This is a genomic window from Pseudomonas sp. SWI36 (assembly GCF_002948105.1).
In the GTDB taxonomy this organism is placed as follows: Bacteria; Pseudomonadota; Gammaproteobacteria; order Pseudomonadales; family Pseudomonadaceae; genus Aquipseudomonas; species Aquipseudomonas alloputida.
In genome coordinates this window covers 3,796,996-3,812,065 of sequence record NZ_CP026675.1, presented here as the reverse complement: position 1 = coordinate 3,812,065, position 15,070 = coordinate 3,796,996, and the positions used below count along the sequence as shown (strand labels likewise).

Genomic DNA, 15,070 nt, shown 5'->3' with positions numbered 1-15,070 from the left:
TCAGGGCGCCTCGACCAGTTGCCCATCGCCACCCGGCACCAGCCGCATCAACGCGCCATGGCCAACCTCGACCTGCAGCAACTGCTCCCTGGGCAAGCCACGGGCACGGGCCAGTAACAGCCGCATCACGCCACCATGGGTCACCAGCAGCACGCGCTTGCCGGCATGCTGAAGGCGCAAACGCTCGACAGCCGCCAGCACCCGTTCGGCAAACGCCTCGACCGGCTCGCCATTGGGCGGTGTGAAGGCGTAAGGGTCGGCCCAGAAACGGCCCAGTGCATCAGCCTGGTGCTCCATGATCTGCGCGGCACTTTGGCCCTCCCAATCACCGAAGTGCAGTTCCTGCAGGGCGGGCTCACGCTGCACTGGCAGGTTCAACTGCGCACCCAGCTCATCGGCGAAACGCCCACAGCGTTGCAGCGGCGAGCTGACCAGCACCTGCCACGGGCCGGCGTCGGCCACGGCGCGGCGCATCTGCGCCCAGCCCTTGTCGGTCAAGGCATCATCAAGGCTGCCACGCAGGCCGCCCTGTCCCGTTTCACCATGGCGCAGCAAGTCGAGGATCATGCCGGGCGGTCCGCCACCGCGGCCTCGGCAAAGGTCGCCATCTGCCCATGCAGCGCACAGGCCAGGCGCAACAGCGGCACCGCCAGGGCAGCGCCACTGCCCTCACCCAGGCGCAAGCCCAAGGCCAGCAAGGGCTCGGCCTGCAGCGCAGCAAGCAAGGTCTTGTGCCCAGGCTCAGCCCCCTGGTGAGCGAACAACAGCCAGGCTCGACACTGCGGGTGGAGGCGCACTGCCACGAGCGCAGCGACACTGCAGATAAAGCCATCCACCAGCACTGCGACACCCGCCTGCGCGCAACCGAGGTAGGCACCCGCCAACGCCGCGATCTCGAAACCGCCAACACAAGCCAGTGCCTGCAACGGGTCTTCAGCACGCAGGCCATGCAGGCGCAGCGCCCTCTCGATGACTTCAGCCTTGTGCTGCACCCCGGCGTTATCCAGGCCGGTACCAGGGCCGCTCAGCTCCGACGCCGGACACCCCAGCAGAACACTGGCCAAGGCTGCGGCGGCTGTGGTGTTACCGATGCCCATCTCGCCACCGATGAACAGCTGTGCGCCCTGTTCGGCGGCGCGCTGGGCACTGTCGCGACCGGCCTGCAAGGCCGCTTGCAGCTGGTTTTCGGTCATCGCGGGTTGACGGGCAAAGTTGGCAGTACCGGTGCCCAGGCGCAGATGGCGCACGCCGGGCAGTTCCAGCTGCGCGTCAATGGTGCCCAGGTCGACCACGTCCAGGCTGGCCTGCAGTTGCCGCGCCAGCACACTGATCGCCGCGCCCCCGCCGACGAAGTTACGTAGCATCTGCCCGGTCACCGCCTGCGGGTAGGCCGAGATGCCCTCTTCGACCACGCCGTGGTCGCCGGCAAAAATGCTGATGGCTACCTGATCCAGCATTGGTCGTTCAAGCCCCTGCAGGCCAGCCAGCTGAATCGCCAGCTTTTCAAGTTGGCCGAGCGAGCCAGCTGGTTTGGTCAGTTGCTGCTGCCGGGCGCGGGCCTGATCCATGGCGGCGTTGTCGAGGGGTTGGCAGGCATCACGCCACCAGGCTTGGGTCATAGTGCAGGTCCTTTGAGGATTAGGGGCAGGCCGGCCACGGTCAGCACTACACGCTGACAGCGTTCGGCCACGGCCTGGTGCAGCCAGCCGGCCAGGTCGACATAGCGCCGGGTCAGCTCGCCCATGGGCACGACGCCCAGGCCGGTTTCGTTACTGACCAGGATAAGGGTGCCAGGTAACTGTTCCAGGCATGCCAGCAGGGCATCACGCTCCTCGGCCAGGCGCTGGTCATCTTCCAGCATCAACAAATTGGTCAGCCACAGGGTCAGGCAATCCACCAGCAGGCAGCGCCCTTCGGCCGCTTCGGCGCGCAGTACCGCGGCCAGGGCCAAGGGCTCTTCGATCAACCCCCAGTCATCCGGCCGGCGCTGACGGTGCAGCAACACGCGTTCGTTCATTTCGCCATCCAGCGGCTGGCTGGTGGCGATGTAGGTCACCGGCAAGCCGCTGGCGCTGGCCAGTTGTTCGGCCAGGCGGCTTTTGCCAGACCGGGCGCCGCCGAGAATCAGGTTACGCATGTCAGGCTACCCCACACAGTTGGCGCAACTGCGCGGTGTCCAGGTGCTTTTCCACCAGATCGGCCAGGCGCTCGATGTCGTGTTCGCGCAACGCTTCGTAGTCGATAACCTGCACATTCTCCAGCCCGGCCCAGCGCAATAGCGCGGCACACGACTGGCTGCCTTCGAACAGGCCATGCAGGTAGGTGGCGAGGATCTGGCCATCGGCACTGACAGCACCATCATGGCGGCCATCAGCCAGTTGGACCGCGGGTTGCGCCAGCGCAGGCCCCGTCGTAACGCCAGCATGAATTTCATAACCGGTTACCGTTGCCGCTTCAAGGCTCAGCGTGCCGGCCACATTGCGCAGTTGCTTCTCGGCTTCGAGCACCGTGGCATAGTCGAGCAGGCCGAGCCCCTGGCTTGAGCCTGCGGCCCCCTCCAGCCCCAGCGGGTCATGCACTTCCCGCCCCAGCATCTGCAGGCCACCGCAGATACCGATCAGCTTGCCGCCATAGCGCAGGTGCCGCTCGATGGCCGTGTCCCAACCGCGCTCGCGCAGTTGTGCCAGGTCGCCGCGCACGCTCTTGGAGCCTGGCAGGATGATGAGGTCGGCAGCCGGAATCGGCTGGCCCGGGCCAATGAACTGCAAGTCCACCTGCGGGTGCAGGCGCAGCGGGTCGAAGTCGGTGTGGTTACTGATGCGCGGCAGCACTGGCACGATCACCTTTAGCACTCGCTCGTGCTTGACGCCTTGACGCACATCGATACCGTCTTCGGCTTCCAAGTGCAGGTCGGTAACGTAAGGCAGGACGCCCAGTACCGGTTTGCCGGTGCGTTGTTCCAGCCAGTCCAGCCCTGGCTGCAGCAGGGCAATGTCGCCACGGAAGCGGTTGATGACAAAACCTTTGACCCGCGCCTGCTCACTGGTCGACAGCAATTCCAGCGTGCCCACCAAGTGGGCGAACACACCACCGCGGTTGATGTCGGCCACCAGGATCACCGGGCAGTCCACCGCTTCGGCAAAGCCCATGTTGGCGATATCGCCGGCACGCAGGTTGATCTCTGCCGGCGACCCCGCACCCTCGACCATGACCACCGGGTACGCGGCACTCAGGCGTTGGTGAGACGCCAGCACCGCTTGCATGGCAGTGGTTTTATAGTCGTGGTAGGCCACTGCATTCATGCTGGTGACCGCGCGACCGTGGATGATGACCTGGGCGCCGGTGTCGCTGTTGGGCTTGAGCAGCACCGGGTTCATGTCGGTGTGCGGTTGTAGCCGGCAGGCCTGGGCCTGCACCGCCTGGGCCCGGCCGATTTCACCGCCATCAGCCGTCACCGCGCTGTTCAGCGCCATGTTCTGTGGCTTGAAGGGCACCACAGCGACGCCCTGGCGCAACAGCCAGCGGCACAACGCGGTCACCAGTGTGCTCTTGCCTGCGTCGGAGGTGGTGCCTTGCACCATGAGGGTGGTCATGCCGTTTCCTTCTGATAAGCCGCCAGGGCCTGGGCCAGGCGCTGTTCGTCCGCCGTGCAGGCAGGCAACCCCAGGCGCACTGCCGCTGGCTGTTCGAACAGCCGTACCAGGATGCCGCGCCGGGCGAGAAATTCATGCAGCCGCGCAGCATGCTCGCTACGCACGTACTGGAACAGGTCGCAGCCACCACTAGGCGCCAGGCCGGCACTGCGCAATACGTGCGCAAGCCGCTCGCTGGCAGCAGCACAGCGTTCGGCCTGCGCGCGCTGGGCAGTCTCATCAGACAGGCTGGCCTGGGCCAGCACCCGGGTCGGGCCGTTGACGGTCCAGGGTCCGAGCAGCTCGGCCAGGCGCAGCAGCAAGCTGTGTTCGGCGGCAACGAAGCCCAGGCGCACGCCGGCCAAGCCGAAGAACTTGCCAAACGAGCGCAGCACGATCAGCCCCGGGCGTTCGGCGCAGTCCACCACGCTGTCCGCCGGGGTGTTGTCCATGAATGCTTCGTCGACCAGCAGCCAGCCACCGCGAGCAGCCAGGCGAGCATGCCAAGCCAGCAGGCGTTCGCGCGACACCCGCTGGCCGGTCGGGTTGTTGGGGTTCACCAGCACCAGCACATCGAGGCCGTCGAGCGCAGCCTCGACTTGCGCTTCATCCAGCGCCAGCAGTTGATGCCCCGCCCGTTGCCAGGCATAGGGGTGTTCGGCATAGCACGGCGTCAGCACGCCAACCCGGGCGGTTGTACGCAGCAGCGGCAAGGCCTGGATCGCGGCCTGGGAGCCGGCTACCGGCAGCAACTGGCGGGCGCCGTAATACAAGCGCGCGGCGTCCTCCAGGCCGTCCTCGGTTTCCGGCAGGCGGGCCCAGGCGTCGACGGGAATCGGCGGGACAGGAAATGGCCAGGGCGCAATGCCGCTGGACAGGTCGAGCCACTGCTCGCGGGGGATACCGTATTGCTGCACCGCGCGTAACAGGCGGCCACCATGTTCAAGCATTGATATAGGCCCCCAGGCAGATCATCAGCAGCCACAGCCACACGCCGCGCTGCACCAGCTGCCAGCCGCGCTCGATGGCATCGGCATCGGCCACTGGCCCCTCGCCCAGACGCGGCCGCTCATGCAGTTCGCCGTGGTACACCGCCGGGCCACCAAGCTCGACGCCCAGCGCGCCGGCGCCGGCAGCCATCACCGGCCCGGCGTTGGGGCTGTCCCACAGCGGGCCCTGCTTGCGCCAGCAGGCCAGGGCCAGACGGGTCTTGCCCAACAGGGCATAAGTCAGGGCCACCAGCCTTGCAGGTATATAGTTGAGCACATCGTCGATGCGCGCCGCGCACCAGCCAAAGCGCTCGAAACGTTCGTTACGGTAGCCCCACATGGCATCCAGCGTGTTGCTCAGGCGGTACAGCACCACACCGGGCGCACCGGCCACCACAAACCAGAACAACGCGGCGAACACTGCGTCGCTGCCGTTCTCCAGCACCGACTCGGTCGCCGCTCGGGCCACCGCGGGCTCGTCCAGTTCGCGCGTTTCGCGGCTGACCAGGTAGCCAACCCGGCGCCGAGCCTCCGCCAGGTCGCCCTGGCGCAAGGCATTGGCCACCGGCAGCACATGCTCGCCCAGGCTGCGCATCCCCACCGCGCAGTAAAGCGCCAGCACATCAACCAGCCAGCCAATATATGGCAGCCACGAAAGGACCAGCGCCACCAGGGTCAGCGGCACCACCGCCAGAAACCACGCGCTCACGCCGTGGCTGCGCCAGCCGCGCCCCCCCGCATTCAGGCGGCGCTCCAGGTTGCCGGCCATGTTGCCGAACGCCACCAAGGGGTGGCGGCGCTGTGGTTCGCCCAGCAAAGCGTCCAGGGCCACCCCGGCCACGGTCAGCAAGGCCACGCTCATTGACGCTCTCCCCATTGGTTTTCGTAAAGCATTTCACTCAGGGGCCGCTCTTCGGCCCAGCTTTCCTGCACCAACATCGGCACCGGATAGAACTCGGCGACCGGCCCAAGGCACAGTACCGCAACCGGCTTGGCCCCGGCGGGCATGCCCAGCAGCGCGGACAACGCCTGCGGGTCGAACAGCGACACCCAGCCCATGCCCAGCCCTTCGCCACGCGCGGCCAGCCACAGGTTCTGGATGGCACAGGCCAGCGAGGCCAGGTCCATCTCCGGCAGGGTGCGGCGGCCGAAGATGTGTGGCTCGCGGTTGTCCATCAAGGCCGCCACCAGCAGCTCGGCACAATCGTTTATGCCCTCCACCTTCAACTTCATGAAGGCATCGGATCGCTCGCCCAACGCTTCGGCCGTGCGTACCCGCTCCGCTTCCACCAAGGCCTGGATGCGCCCGCGCAGGTCACGCTGGGTGATGCGGATAAAGCGCCACGGCTGCATAAGCCCGACACTGGGCGCCTGATGCGCGGCGGCCAGCAAGCGGCCAAGCAGTTCGGGCGCCACCTGGCCACCCGCAAAATGGCGCATGTCGCGGCGCTCGCCGATGACCCGGTAAATGGCGGCGCGCTCGGCGTCGCTGTAGGCGTGATCATTCATGGTCGCAACAGCGCCGCCGCCGCATCCGGGCAGGAAGGGAAATAGAAGTGCACGTAAGAGGCCGTCAGCCGGCCCAGACGATAAACCGCCTCGTTGCCCCGCCCGCCGTTGGGGCTCAGACCCCGGGCGATCGGTTCCAGCGCAGTGCTGGTCAGCGAATGGTGATAGGTGTGACCGTGCAAGGTCCCCTCCGGCAGCTCCACCGCCTGCAGCGCCAGGGCAGCCAGGCGCTTCTGCATGGTCGCCTCACCCGGCAGCAGGCCGAGAAGTTCGGCACGTTCGCCGGCCACATCAGTCAGGGCATCGAGCAGGTACAGCATGCCGCCGCACTCGGCCAGCAATGGCTTGCCCTGCGCGTGGTGGGCGCGGATCGCCTCGCACATCGGTGCGTTGGCGGCCAGCGCATGGTGATGCAGCTCAGGATAACCACCCGGCAGATACAGGCTGTCTACCGCCGGCAGTTCGTGGTCGTGCAGCGGCGAGAAGAACACCAGCTGGGCACCTTGGTTGCGCAACAGGTCGAGGTTAGCGCCATAGATGAAGGCGAACGCCTCGTCCCGCGCCACGCCAATGCGCACACCGGCCAGCGAGGCAACGCTGGCTTGCGGTTCCGGCTCGGCAAAGCTGACTGGCGGCGGCAACGCCGCATCGCAACTGGCGCCCAGCGCTTCGGCGGCAGCGTCGAGGCGGGTGTCCAGGTCATTCAGCTCGCTGGCCTGCACCAGGCCCAGGTGGCGGCTGGGCAGCTCGATGCCGCGCTCGCGGGACAAGCCGCCATACCAGCGCAAGCCCTCGGTCAGGCTGCCTTCGAGCAGTTGCGCATGACGCAGGCTGCCTACCCGATTGGCCAGCACGCCGGCGAACGGCAGATCGGCCTGGTACCGCGCCAGGCCCAGGGCCAGGGCGCCGAAGGTCTGGGCCATGGCTGTGCCGTCGATCACCGCCAGCACCGGCACGCCAAAGTGGCGCGCCAGGTCGGCGCTTGACGGGGTACCGTCGAACAGCCCCATCACCCCTTCGATGAGGATCAGGTCAGCCTCGCCAGCAGCTTCCCACAGCAGACGACGGCTTTCCTCGGCACCGATCATCCACAGATCCAGCTGATACACCGGCGCGCCACTGGCCCGTTCGAGAATCATCGGGTCAAGAAAGTCGGGCCCGCATTTGAACACCCGCACCTTGCGCCCGAGGTTGCGGTGCAGGCGGGCCAGCGCAGCAGTGACGGTAGTCTTGCCCTGGCCAGAGGCCGGCGCCGCGATCAACACGGCGGGGCAGTGCCGCGATCGACTCACAGTTCGACGCCTTTCTGTGCGCGGATACCGGCCTGGAAGGCGTGCTTGAGCATGCCCATTTCGGTCACGGTGTCGGCCAGTTCGATCATCTCGGGCTTCGCAGCGCGGCCAGTGACAATCACATGCTGCATGGGCGGGCGGGCCTGAATGTCGGACAGTACCTGGTCCAGGTCGAGGTAACCATGTTTGAGGGCGATGTTGAGCTCGTCCAGCACCACGAACTGTACACCCGGGTCCTGCAGCAACTGGCGCGACACCGCCCAGGCGGCTTGCGCAGCGGCGATGTCACGCTGGCGGTCCTGGGTTTCCCAGGTAAAGCCCTCGCCCATCACGTGGTAGCGCACCTGTTCGGGGAAGCGACGGAAGAACAGCTCCTCGCCGGTGCTGTTGCGGCCCTTGATGAACTGCACCACACCGCATTGCATGCCGTGGCCCAAGGCGCGCGCGAGCATGCCGAAGGCCGAACTGCTCTTGCCCTTGCCATTGCCGGTCAGCACCAGCAGCAGGCCACATTCGTTAGGGGAATTGGCGATGCGTTCGTCGATGACCGCCTTCTTGCGCTGCATGCGCGCCAGGTGGCGTTCGTCGCGTTCGGTGGAATCGCTCATCAGGGTTCTCCGCTGGCTGGCACCACAGCAATGCGCGGCGACAGGTAATAGGCAGGCAAACGGAGAACGCGCAGAGGCCATGGCTGGGCGCCACGGTGCACCGCGCATCACCCTCCGTGATGCCGTTGGCAGTATCAGGCCGGTCTCCGGGCTTGTGAGTGGGCCTTGGCCCTGGCCTGCGCGCCTTCCCGGATGCTGGCACCCAGTGGCCCTGCGCGGCCTTTTACTCATCCACCGTTGCGGGGGCAGCGCCGGAATCGCGCCATGCTGGCGCCCACCGGCTTCCCAGTTTCACCCTGCCCAGTCGGGGCTGGCAGGGCACCTGAAACACGCCGCGAAGGTTAGAGGGTTGCACCGGGAGCGTCAATCGAAGCGGGTGGTCTGGCGGGTGAGCAAAACACCTTGAATCCAGGCAGCCGGTATCGGCCCCGAGCCCGAGGGGGCCGCTAGACAGGCATGGACATCAAGGGTTCTGTGCCAGATGCCCTTGCGGAATCACCCGCTTGGCCTGCAGGTAGGCCTTGGCCCAGTAGCTGTTTGACAGGTAGTCCAGGCGCACGGTGCCACCGGTGGAAGGTGCATGTACGAAGCGGCCGTCCCCGACATAGATGCCGGCATGGCTGACCTGCGAGCCGCCACTGGTGGCGAAGAACACCAGGTCACCAGACTGCAGCGAACTGACATCCACCGTCGGTGCGCGCATGACAATCATCTCTCGCGTCGAGCGCGGCAGGCTGATGCCAGCAGCATCACGGTACACATACTTGATCAGGCCGCTGCAGTCGAAGCCGGAGTCCGGGGTATTGCCCCCCCAACGATAGGGCGTGCCTACCAGACCAATGGCGCGAATCAGCACGTCATCGGCAATCGGTGAAGGACTGGGCTGGCTATAGGTAACCTGCGGCTGTACCACAGGGGCCGGCGCAGGCGCACGGCTGGAGCATGCAGCCAGCAAGGCTGCCAAGGAGAGAAATGCGAAGCGCGCCATCTTTACCATGGCCAGAACATCCTGTCTGAGACCGCTGCGCTGCAGCCGAAAAGAGTTGAGAGTTTAGATTAGACGCTTTCTGTAAATGCGCACGGCGGCGAGCTTTTTTTCAAAGCATCACCGCCGCGGCAGGGTACATCATTTTGATATCAGTTGCGCGCGATGTTGGTCGGCGCCATGGCCAAGGCGCGCTTGGCTTCAATGAAGGTCTTGCTCCAGTAGCGATCACCGAGGCTGTCGATGCGCACACCGCCACTGCGGCGGCTGCTGGAATGGATGAACTGGTTGTCACCCAGGTAGATGCCGGCATGGCTTACCCGGCCGCGGCCATTGGTGCTGAAGAACAGCAAGTCACCTGGCTTGAGCTTGTTGCGGGCCACTTTCGGCGCATCGACGTTGATCATTTCACGCGTGGAGCGCGGCAGCGTCATGCCCGCCTCTTCGCGGAACAGGTAACCGATGAAGCCACTGCAGTCGAAGCCAGACTTTTCCGAGGTACCACCAAAGCGGTAGCGGGTGCCGATCAACGACATGCCGCGCTCGAGAATGCTGTCAGCCAGAACCGGCAATTGGTAAGGCTTGCCGCCGGAGAAAGACGCCAGGTCATCTTCGGTGGCCAGCTCTTCCGGCTCGCCGAATACCGACGAGGAAGAGGCCTTGGCCTTGATTGCCGATTGTGCAGTGATCGGGGTGTGATCCTGGGGCTGAGATACCGGGCCTTGGGCCGCGCAGCCAAAAAGCAGGGTCACGAGTGCGAGTGGCACGAGGGGTGCGAAGCGCTTCAGCATGGGCACGACCGTGTCTGTAATCCTTTAGAAGGGTGAAACTATGCCCTCTATCATGGCCATTTGCAAATTTTATCGAAAAAGATGTGACTTTTTTGTTTTACCGCTCTGGCCCAAGGTTTTCAGGGGGTTACCAGCCGAGGGTTTCCTTGAGAAACGGAATGGTGAGCTTGCGTTGTGCCTGCAGCGACGCCTGATCGAGGCGCTCGAGCAAGTCGAACAACGCGCTCATGCTCCGCGCGCCACGGGTGAGGATGAAATGGCCGACTTCGTCGGTCAGGTGCAGGCCACGGCGCGAAGCTCGCAGCTGCAAGGCGCGCAGCTTGTCTTCGTCGGACAGGCCGCGCATCTGGAACACCAGGGCCAGGGTCAATCGCGACTTCAGGTCCGGCAGCTTGATCGGCAGCTCACGCGGTGATGCCGAGGCAGCCAGCAGCAAGCGTCGGCCGCTGTCGCGCAGGCGGTTGAACAAGTGGAACATGGCCTCTTCCCAATCCGCCTTGCCGGCGATCACATGCAGATCGTCGATGCACACCAGTTCGTACTGGGCTAGGTAGTCGAGCAGTTCCACGCCACGGTCGAGCAACTGCGCCAGCGGCAGGTAGACAGCGGGCTCGCCACGTTGCTGGAAGCGATGGGTGGCGGCCTGCAGCAGGTGGGAACGGCCAACACCCTGCTTGCCCCACAGGTAGATAAGGCTCTCGGTCCAGCCGGCGTCGGCTTCGCATAGCCGCTCGACGTAACCCAATGCCGCAGCATTGGCGCCCGGATAGTAGTTGATGAAGGTGGCGTCATCGCGCAGGCGCACACCCAGGGGCAACTGGATCGGTGGTTTCATGCTCGCGGGCGGTCGACGGGACCGCTGGGGGCCTTTGGTGAACAATCTGCAAAGTCTATACCCGCAACGCGGGGCGCACAATCTCGACTGCAGATAGGGCAAGCAAAATCAACAAGTTGCGCAGCACAAGCGAGCGGCGGATGCAGGACAAACCGTGCTCAGCGCCCGCGAGATCGGGCGCCGCGAGGCGACGCTCAATTTCGCGGGCGCGAAACAGCTCAAGACGAAACACAGGGTGTTCAAAGCTCCGGGTCGATGTTCCCAGCGTACATATCCGATTCCTTGTACAGGGCATGCACATGCCGCAGCAGCACCATGATCACCGCCGCCACCGGCAGCGCCAGCAGCACACCGGTGAAGCCGAACAGTTCACCACCGGCGAGGATGGCAAAGATCACCGCAACCGGATGCAGGCCGATGCGATCGCCCACCAGCAGAGGGGTCAGCACCATACCCTCCAGCGCCTGCCCGACCATGAACACCGCAACGATGCCCAGCATCGGGTACAGGTCGCCACCGAACTGGAACAGGCCGGCCACCAGCGCGGCACCAATGCCAATGATGAAGCCCATGTACGGCACGATGGCCGCAAGGCCTGCAAGCATGCCGATCAGCAGACCGAGTTCGAGCCCCACCAGCATCAGGCCGGCTGAATAGATGACGCCCAGGGCCAGCATCACCATCAGTTGCCCGCGCACGAATGCCCCCAGCACTTCATGGCATTCACCTGCCAGGCCCATCACCTGCGGCTCGCGCTGGCGCGGCAACAGGCCGCGCAGCTTGCCCATCATCAAGTCCCAATCGCGCAGCAGATAGAAGCCCACTACCGGGATCAGCACCATGTTGGCCAACCAGGCCACCAACGCCAGGCTTGAGGCAGTGGCCTGGGACAGCAGCATGCCGACGATATCGGTGGTCTGCCCCATGTGCGCGCCGATGGCGGCCTTGATCTTGTCGAATTTCCAGAAACCATCGGCCAGGCCAAGGCGGCTCTGTACCCACGGCAGTGCGACATGCTCCAGCCAGTCGAGCATCTGCGGCGCCAATTCGTACAGGCGCACCAACTGCTTGGCCAGCATCGGCACAAGCACCAGCAACAACGCCAACAGCAACAGGGTGAACAGGCCGAACACCACCACCACACCCCAGGTACGCGAAAGCCCCAGGCGCTCGAGACGATCGACCAGCGGGTCGGCCAGGTAGGCCAGCATGATGCCGACCAGGAACGGCGTAAGAATATTGTGCAGGCTATAAAGCAGCACAGCGATCAGCAGTGCAGCGCCCAGCCAGATCCAGCGACGCATGTCAGTCACGGCAAGCGCCCCTTACCAGCGAAAACGCAAGCCGTCGAACGGCTTGGGTACTGGCTGCGCAGGCGCGGGCTTCGCGGCTGCGGCGTCCACTGCCGGTGCTGGCATGGCCGGCACCGTCGGTGCCTGCTCGACCGGCACTTCCTGCAGTTTGGCCAGGCCAAGCTGGGCACGTAGCTGTTCACGATTGCCCGTAACCCCGTAGGTCAGGGTAGTGCCTTCAGCCGCCTGCAAGCGTGGGCCATAGGGCTCCAGCACGCGGGCCAGCTCGGCATAGCGCTGCAGATTCATGCCCTGCACTTGCACCTGCAACTGGCTGCTGGCACCCGGCCGGGTAACGTAGCGTGGCGCCAGGCGGCTGCTTACCGCCATCATCACCGCGTCAGCCAAGGCGGCCTGGTCGGCGCCCTCGGCAGTGCCCTGCTCACGCTGGTCGCCCAGCCACAGCTGCCACTTGCCCTGCCACTTGCCGTCGGCTTCCTGGGCATGTACCGCCAGCAAAGCATCGGCGCCGTAGCGCTCGGAAGCTTCGCGCAGCGGCGCCGGATCGTTGCCTTCGATCTGCTTGGCATTGGCGACCAGCTGCTCCTGCAAGTCGGCCAGCGGCAAGCGCAACGGCAGACCACGGTGCTGGGCGGCGCGGCGCAGGGGTTGGGCACTGGCCTGGCCATCACCGACCAGGCTGCTGCCCTCAACGGTGTCGTTCAACCACCACCCCAGTATCGAGGGCCGGTTACTGCCCCACAAAGCCAGGCCAGCCTTGCGCAAAGCCCGCTCGGTGCTACCGGGGTCGAACTCGACCACTACTGACTCGGGCGGGCCGGCTTCGCTGCCCACCTGGTTGATGATTTGCTGTGGGTCCTTGCGCAGCTCGGCCAATGCAGGGCTCTGCACGGCCTTTGGGTCACCGGTCAGACGCTGCACCAACGTGTCCAGGGCTTTGACTGTGGCTGCGGTACGGGCTTCGGCACCCGGCCCGGTGACCGGCTCGCGCACCTGATAAAGGCCGGAGACATTTTCAGCCAGGGCCGTGGCCGAGATCAGGGCCAGGCAACCAGCTGCCAGAATATTGAACAAACGCATGGAGGATTCCTGTCCAGTCGACCTTCAAGCCGTAAGCTTCAAGCTGCAAGAAAAAGCAGGCCGAGTGCCGGGCTGCATTGTCGTGCAGCGTAAAGCTCGTTGCTTGCAGCTTATACACATGCAACCACATCAACCACCCTCCAGCTTTTTTCAACAATTACCGCCCTGCCCGTCGGCCTGAGGATGGCCGCTGCCCGGCAACCCTGATAAAATCGCGCGCCTTCACAGACCACTGACGTTTCAGACCGCCGCCGCTTATCAGCCGGCCTTGGCCGTCATGGTCGTTTTTAAGAATCCCTCCCTCCTAAAGGCCTGGATCAATGAGCAAGCAACCCTCCCTGAGCTACAAGGACGCCGGTGTAGACATCGACGCCGGCGAAGCACTGGTCGAACGCATCAAGGGCGTGGCAAAACGCACCGCACGCCCTGAAGTCATGGGTGGCCTGGGCGGCTTCGGCGCCCTCTGCGAGATCCCGGCCGGCTACAAGCAGCCGGTGCTGGTCTCCGGCACCGACGGCGTCGGCACCAAGCTGCGCCTGGCGCTGAACCTGAACAAGCACGACAGCATCGGCCAGGACCTGGTCGCCATGTGCGTCAACGACCTGGTCGTGTGCGGCGCCGAGCCGCTGTTCTTCCTCGACTACTACGCCACTGGCAAGCTGAACGTTGACGTGGCCGCCACCGTGGTCACCGGCATCGGCGCCGGTTGCGAACTGGCCGGCTGCTCGCTGGTCGGTGGTGAAACCGCCGAAATGCCTGGCATGTACGAAGGCGAAGACTACGACCTGGCTGGTTTCTGCGTAGGCGTGGTGGAAAAGGCCGAAATCATCGACGGCTCCAAGGTTGCCACCGGTGACGCGCTGATCGCCCTGCCATCCTCGGGCCCGCACTCCAACGGCTACTCGCTGATCCGCAAGATCCTCGAAGTGTCGGCTACCGACATCGAGAACACCCAGCTGGACGGCAAGCCGCTGACCGACCTGCTGATGGCGCCGACCCGCATCTACGTCAAACCGCTGCTGCAGCTGATCAAGAACACCGGCGCAGTCAAGGCCATGGCCCACATCACCGGCGGCGGCCTGCTGGACAACATCCCGCGCGTACTGCCGAAAAACGCCCAGGCCGTGGTTGACGTGGCCAGCTGGCAGCGCCCGGCGGTGTTCGACTTCCTGCAGGAAAAGGGCAACGTCGACGAGCACGAAATGCACCGCGTACTGAACTGCGGCGTGGGCATGGTCATCTGCGTGGCCCAGGACCAGGTCGAAGCCGCCCTGAACGAACTGCGCGCCGCCGGTGAGCAACCGTGGGTAATCGGCCACATCGCCGAAGCCGCCGAAGGCGCTGCCCAGGTCGAGCTGCAGAACCTCAAGGCACACTGATGCCGAGCAAGACCTGCAATGTAGTGGTACTGCTGTCGGGCTCCGGCAGCAACCTGCAAGCCCTGATCGACAGCTGCCAAGGGCAGGACAGCCCGGTGCGTATCCGCGCGGTGGTTTCCAACCGCGCCGATGCCTACGGCCTGCAACGCGCCGCAGCGGCCGGCATCGACAGCGTCGTGCTCGACCACACCCAGTTCGACGGCCGTGAAGCCTTCGATGCCGCGCTAATGGCGCGCATCGACGGCTTTGCCCCGGACCTGGTCGTGCTGGCCGGTTTCATGCGCATCCTCAGTGGCGGCTTCGTGCGCCACTATCAGGGCCGCCTGCTCAACATCCACCCGTCGCTGCTGCCCAAGTACAAGGGCCTGCATACGCATCGCCGGGCATTGGAAGCTGGCGACGCCGAGCATGGCTGCAGCGTACACTTCGTGACTGAGGAACTCGATGGCGGCCCACTGGTCGTACAGGCTGTGGTACCGGTGGCGTCTGATGACACCGTCGAAAGCCTGGCACAGCGGGTACACCATCAGGAACACCTGATCTACCCACTGGCGGTGCGCTGGTTCGCTGAAGGGCGCTTGCGTCTTGGCGAACAGGGTGCATTACTGGACGGCCAGCCACTGGCGGCCAGCGGTCACTTGATTCGATCCTAGGAGA

General features: G+C 65.1%; 16 protein-coding genes and 1 riboswitch. Of the genes, 2 read left to right on the top strand and 14 right to left on the bottom strand.

The annotated features are described in order from the left end of the window. From C4Q27_RS18245 to C4Q27_RS18180, 14 genes are all read right to left on the bottom strand, one after another. Positions 1-567, bottom strand: a complete 567-nt coding sequence (locus C4Q27_RS18245) for a histidine phosphatase family protein (protein ID WP_104887157.1) — start codon at positions 565-567, stop codon at positions 1-3. Beyond that, positions 564-1,619 (bottom strand): nicotinate-nucleotide--dimethylbenzimidazole phosphoribosyltransferase, encoded by a 1,056-nt coding sequence (cobT, locus tag C4Q27_RS18240; protein WP_104887156.1) that lies wholly within the window; start codon positions 1,617-1,619, stop codon positions 564-566. The genes C4Q27_RS18245 and cobT overlap by 4 nt, the downstream gene beginning before the upstream one ends. After that, on the bottom strand, positions 1,616-2,137 hold the full coding sequence (gene cobU, locus C4Q27_RS18235; RefSeq protein WP_003252463.1) for a bifunctional adenosylcobinamide kinase/adenosylcobinamide-phosphate guanylyltransferase: 522 nt from the start codon (positions 2,135-2,137) through the stop codon (positions 1,616-1,618). The genes cobT and cobU overlap by 4 nt, the downstream gene beginning before the upstream one ends. 1 nt (position 2,138) lies before the next feature. Continuing rightward, positions 2,139-3,593, bottom strand: coding sequence for a cobyric acid synthase (locus C4Q27_RS18230; protein WP_104887155.1), 1,455 nt, complete (start codon positions 3,591-3,593; stop codon positions 2,139-2,141). Beyond that, positions 3,590-4,582 carry a threonine-phosphate decarboxylase CobD gene (cobD, locus tag C4Q27_RS18225; RefSeq protein ID WP_064491175.1) on the bottom strand — a complete coding sequence of 331 codons (993 nt, stop codon included), beginning with the start codon at positions 4,580-4,582 and terminating at the stop codon, positions 3,590-3,592. The genes C4Q27_RS18230 and cobD overlap by 4 nt, the downstream gene beginning before the upstream one ends. Continuing rightward, positions 4,575-5,483 carry an adenosylcobinamide-phosphate synthase CbiB gene (gene cbiB, locus C4Q27_RS18220; protein ID WP_064491176.1) on the bottom strand — a complete coding sequence of 303 codons (909 nt, stop codon included), beginning with the start codon at positions 5,481-5,483 and terminating at the stop codon, positions 4,575-4,577. The genes cobD and cbiB overlap by 8 nt, the downstream gene beginning before the upstream one ends. Then, positions 5,480-6,130, bottom strand: a complete 651-nt coding sequence (bluB, locus tag C4Q27_RS18215) for a 5,6-dimethylbenzimidazole synthase (RefSeq protein ID WP_064491177.1) — start codon at positions 6,128-6,130, stop codon at positions 5,480-5,482. Before bluB ends, cbiB begins: the two co-directional genes overlap by 4 nt. Then, on the bottom strand, positions 6,127-7,422 hold the full coding sequence (locus tag C4Q27_RS18210; protein WP_104887154.1) for a cobyrinate a,c-diamide synthase: 1,296 nt from the start codon (positions 7,420-7,422) through the stop codon (positions 6,127-6,129). Before C4Q27_RS18210 ends, bluB begins: the two co-directional genes overlap by 4 nt. Next, entirely contained in the window at positions 7,419-8,030 is a 612-nt protein-coding gene (cobO, locus tag C4Q27_RS18205; RefSeq protein ID WP_003252448.1) for a cob(I)yrinic acid a,c-diamide adenosyltransferase, read from the bottom strand. Before cobO ends, C4Q27_RS18210 begins: the two co-directional genes overlap by 4 nt. Positions 8,031-8,149: 119 nt before the next feature. Then, positions 8,150-8,371: riboswitch (cobalamin riboswitch) on the bottom strand. A 122-nt stretch (positions 8,372-8,493) separates the two neighbouring features. Continuing rightward, positions 8,494-9,027, bottom strand: a complete 534-nt coding sequence (locus C4Q27_RS18200) for a C40 family peptidase (RefSeq protein ID WP_014592098.1) — start codon at positions 9,025-9,027, stop codon at positions 8,494-8,496. Between the two features lie 140 nt (positions 9,028-9,167). Further along, positions 9,168-9,806 carry a C40 family peptidase gene (locus tag C4Q27_RS18195; RefSeq protein WP_020193409.1) on the bottom strand — a complete coding sequence of 213 codons (639 nt, stop codon included), beginning with the start codon at positions 9,804-9,806 and terminating at the stop codon, positions 9,168-9,170. A gap of 127 nt (positions 9,807-9,933) precedes the next feature. Continuing rightward, a complete protein-coding gene (hda, locus tag C4Q27_RS18190; protein ID WP_003252443.1) occupies positions 9,934-10,641 on the bottom strand; it encodes a DnaA regulatory inactivator Hda in 708 nt (235 codons plus the stop codon). A 239-nt stretch (positions 10,642-10,880) separates the two neighbouring features. Continuing rightward, positions 10,881-11,954: an AI-2E family transporter gene (locus C4Q27_RS18185; RefSeq protein WP_104887153.1), complete on the bottom strand. Its 1,074-nt coding sequence runs from the start codon at positions 11,952-11,954 to the stop codon at positions 10,881-10,883. Positions 11,955-11,966: 12 nt separating this feature from the next. Continuing rightward, positions 11,967-13,034 carry a DUF2066 domain-containing protein gene (locus C4Q27_RS18180; RefSeq protein WP_104887152.1) on the bottom strand — a complete coding sequence of 356 codons (1,068 nt, stop codon included), beginning with the start codon at positions 13,032-13,034 and terminating at the stop codon, positions 11,967-11,969. Positions 13,035-13,354: 320 nt separating this feature from the next. On the opposite strand from C4Q27_RS18180, the gene purM reads away from it, so the two are divergent. Then, positions 13,355-14,413 carry a phosphoribosylformylglycinamidine cyclo-ligase gene (gene purM, locus C4Q27_RS18170; RefSeq protein ID WP_003252437.1) on the top strand — a complete coding sequence of 353 codons (1,059 nt, stop codon included), beginning with the start codon at positions 13,355-13,357 and terminating at the stop codon, positions 14,411-14,413. Next, positions 14,413-15,066, top strand: coding sequence for a phosphoribosylglycinamide formyltransferase (purN, locus tag C4Q27_RS18165; RefSeq protein WP_014754253.1), 654 nt, complete (start codon positions 14,413-14,415; stop codon positions 15,064-15,066). The genes purM and purN overlap by 1 nt, the downstream gene beginning before the upstream one ends. Positions 15,067-15,070: the final 4 nt, after the last annotated feature.

Excerpts from the sequence above, each read along its gene's own strand:
- cobO (WP_003252448.1), bottom strand. The coding sequence starts at position 8,030 with ATGAGCGATTCCACCGAACGCGACGAACGCCACCTGGCGCGCATGCAG.
- C4Q27_RS18230 (WP_104887155.1), bottom strand. The coding sequence starts at position 3,593 with ATGACCACCCTCATGGTGCAAGGCACCACCTCCGACGCAGGCAAGAGC.
- C4Q27_RS18180 (WP_104887152.1), bottom strand. The coding sequence starts at position 13,034 with ATGCGTTTGTTCAATATTCTGGCAGCTGGTTGCCTGGCCCTGATCTCG.
- cobT (WP_104887156.1), bottom strand. The coding sequence starts at position 1,619 with ATGACCCAAGCCTGGTGGCGTGATGCCTGCCAACCCCTCGACAACGCC.
- cobU (WP_003252463.1), bottom strand. The coding sequence starts at position 2,137 with ATGCGTAACCTGATTCTCGGCGGCGCCCGGTCTGGCAAAAGCCGCCTG.
- C4Q27_RS18245 (WP_104887157.1), bottom strand. The coding sequence starts at position 567 with ATGATCCTCGACTTGCTGCGCCATGGTGAAACGGGACAGGGCGGCCTG.
- purN (WP_014754253.1), top strand. The coding sequence starts at position 14,413 with ATGCCGAGCAAGACCTGCAATGTAGTGGTACTGCTGTCGGGCTCCGGC.
- C4Q27_RS18200 (WP_014592098.1), bottom strand. The coding sequence starts at position 9,027 with ATGGTAAAGATGGCGCGCTTCGCATTTCTCTCCTTGGCAGCCTTGCTG.
- C4Q27_RS18195 (WP_020193409.1), bottom strand. The coding sequence starts at position 9,806 with ATGCTGAAGCGCTTCGCACCCCTCGTGCCACTCGCACTCGTGACCCTG.
- bluB (WP_064491177.1), bottom strand. The coding sequence starts at position 6,130 with ATGAATGATCACGCCTACAGCGACGCCGAGCGCGCCGCCATTTACCGG.
- purM (WP_003252437.1), top strand. The coding sequence starts at position 13,355 with ATGAGCAAGCAACCCTCCCTGAGCTACAAGGACGCCGGTGTAGACATC.
- hda (WP_003252443.1), bottom strand. The coding sequence starts at position 10,641 with ATGAAACCACCGATCCAGTTGCCCCTGGGTGTGCGCCTGCGCGATGAC.
- cbiB (WP_064491176.1), bottom strand. The coding sequence starts at position 5,483 with ATGAGCGTGGCCTTGCTGACCGTGGCCGGGGTGGCCCTGGACGCTTTG.
- cobD (WP_064491175.1), bottom strand. The coding sequence starts at position 4,582 with ATGCTTGAACATGGTGGCCGCCTGTTACGCGCGGTGCAGCAATACGGT.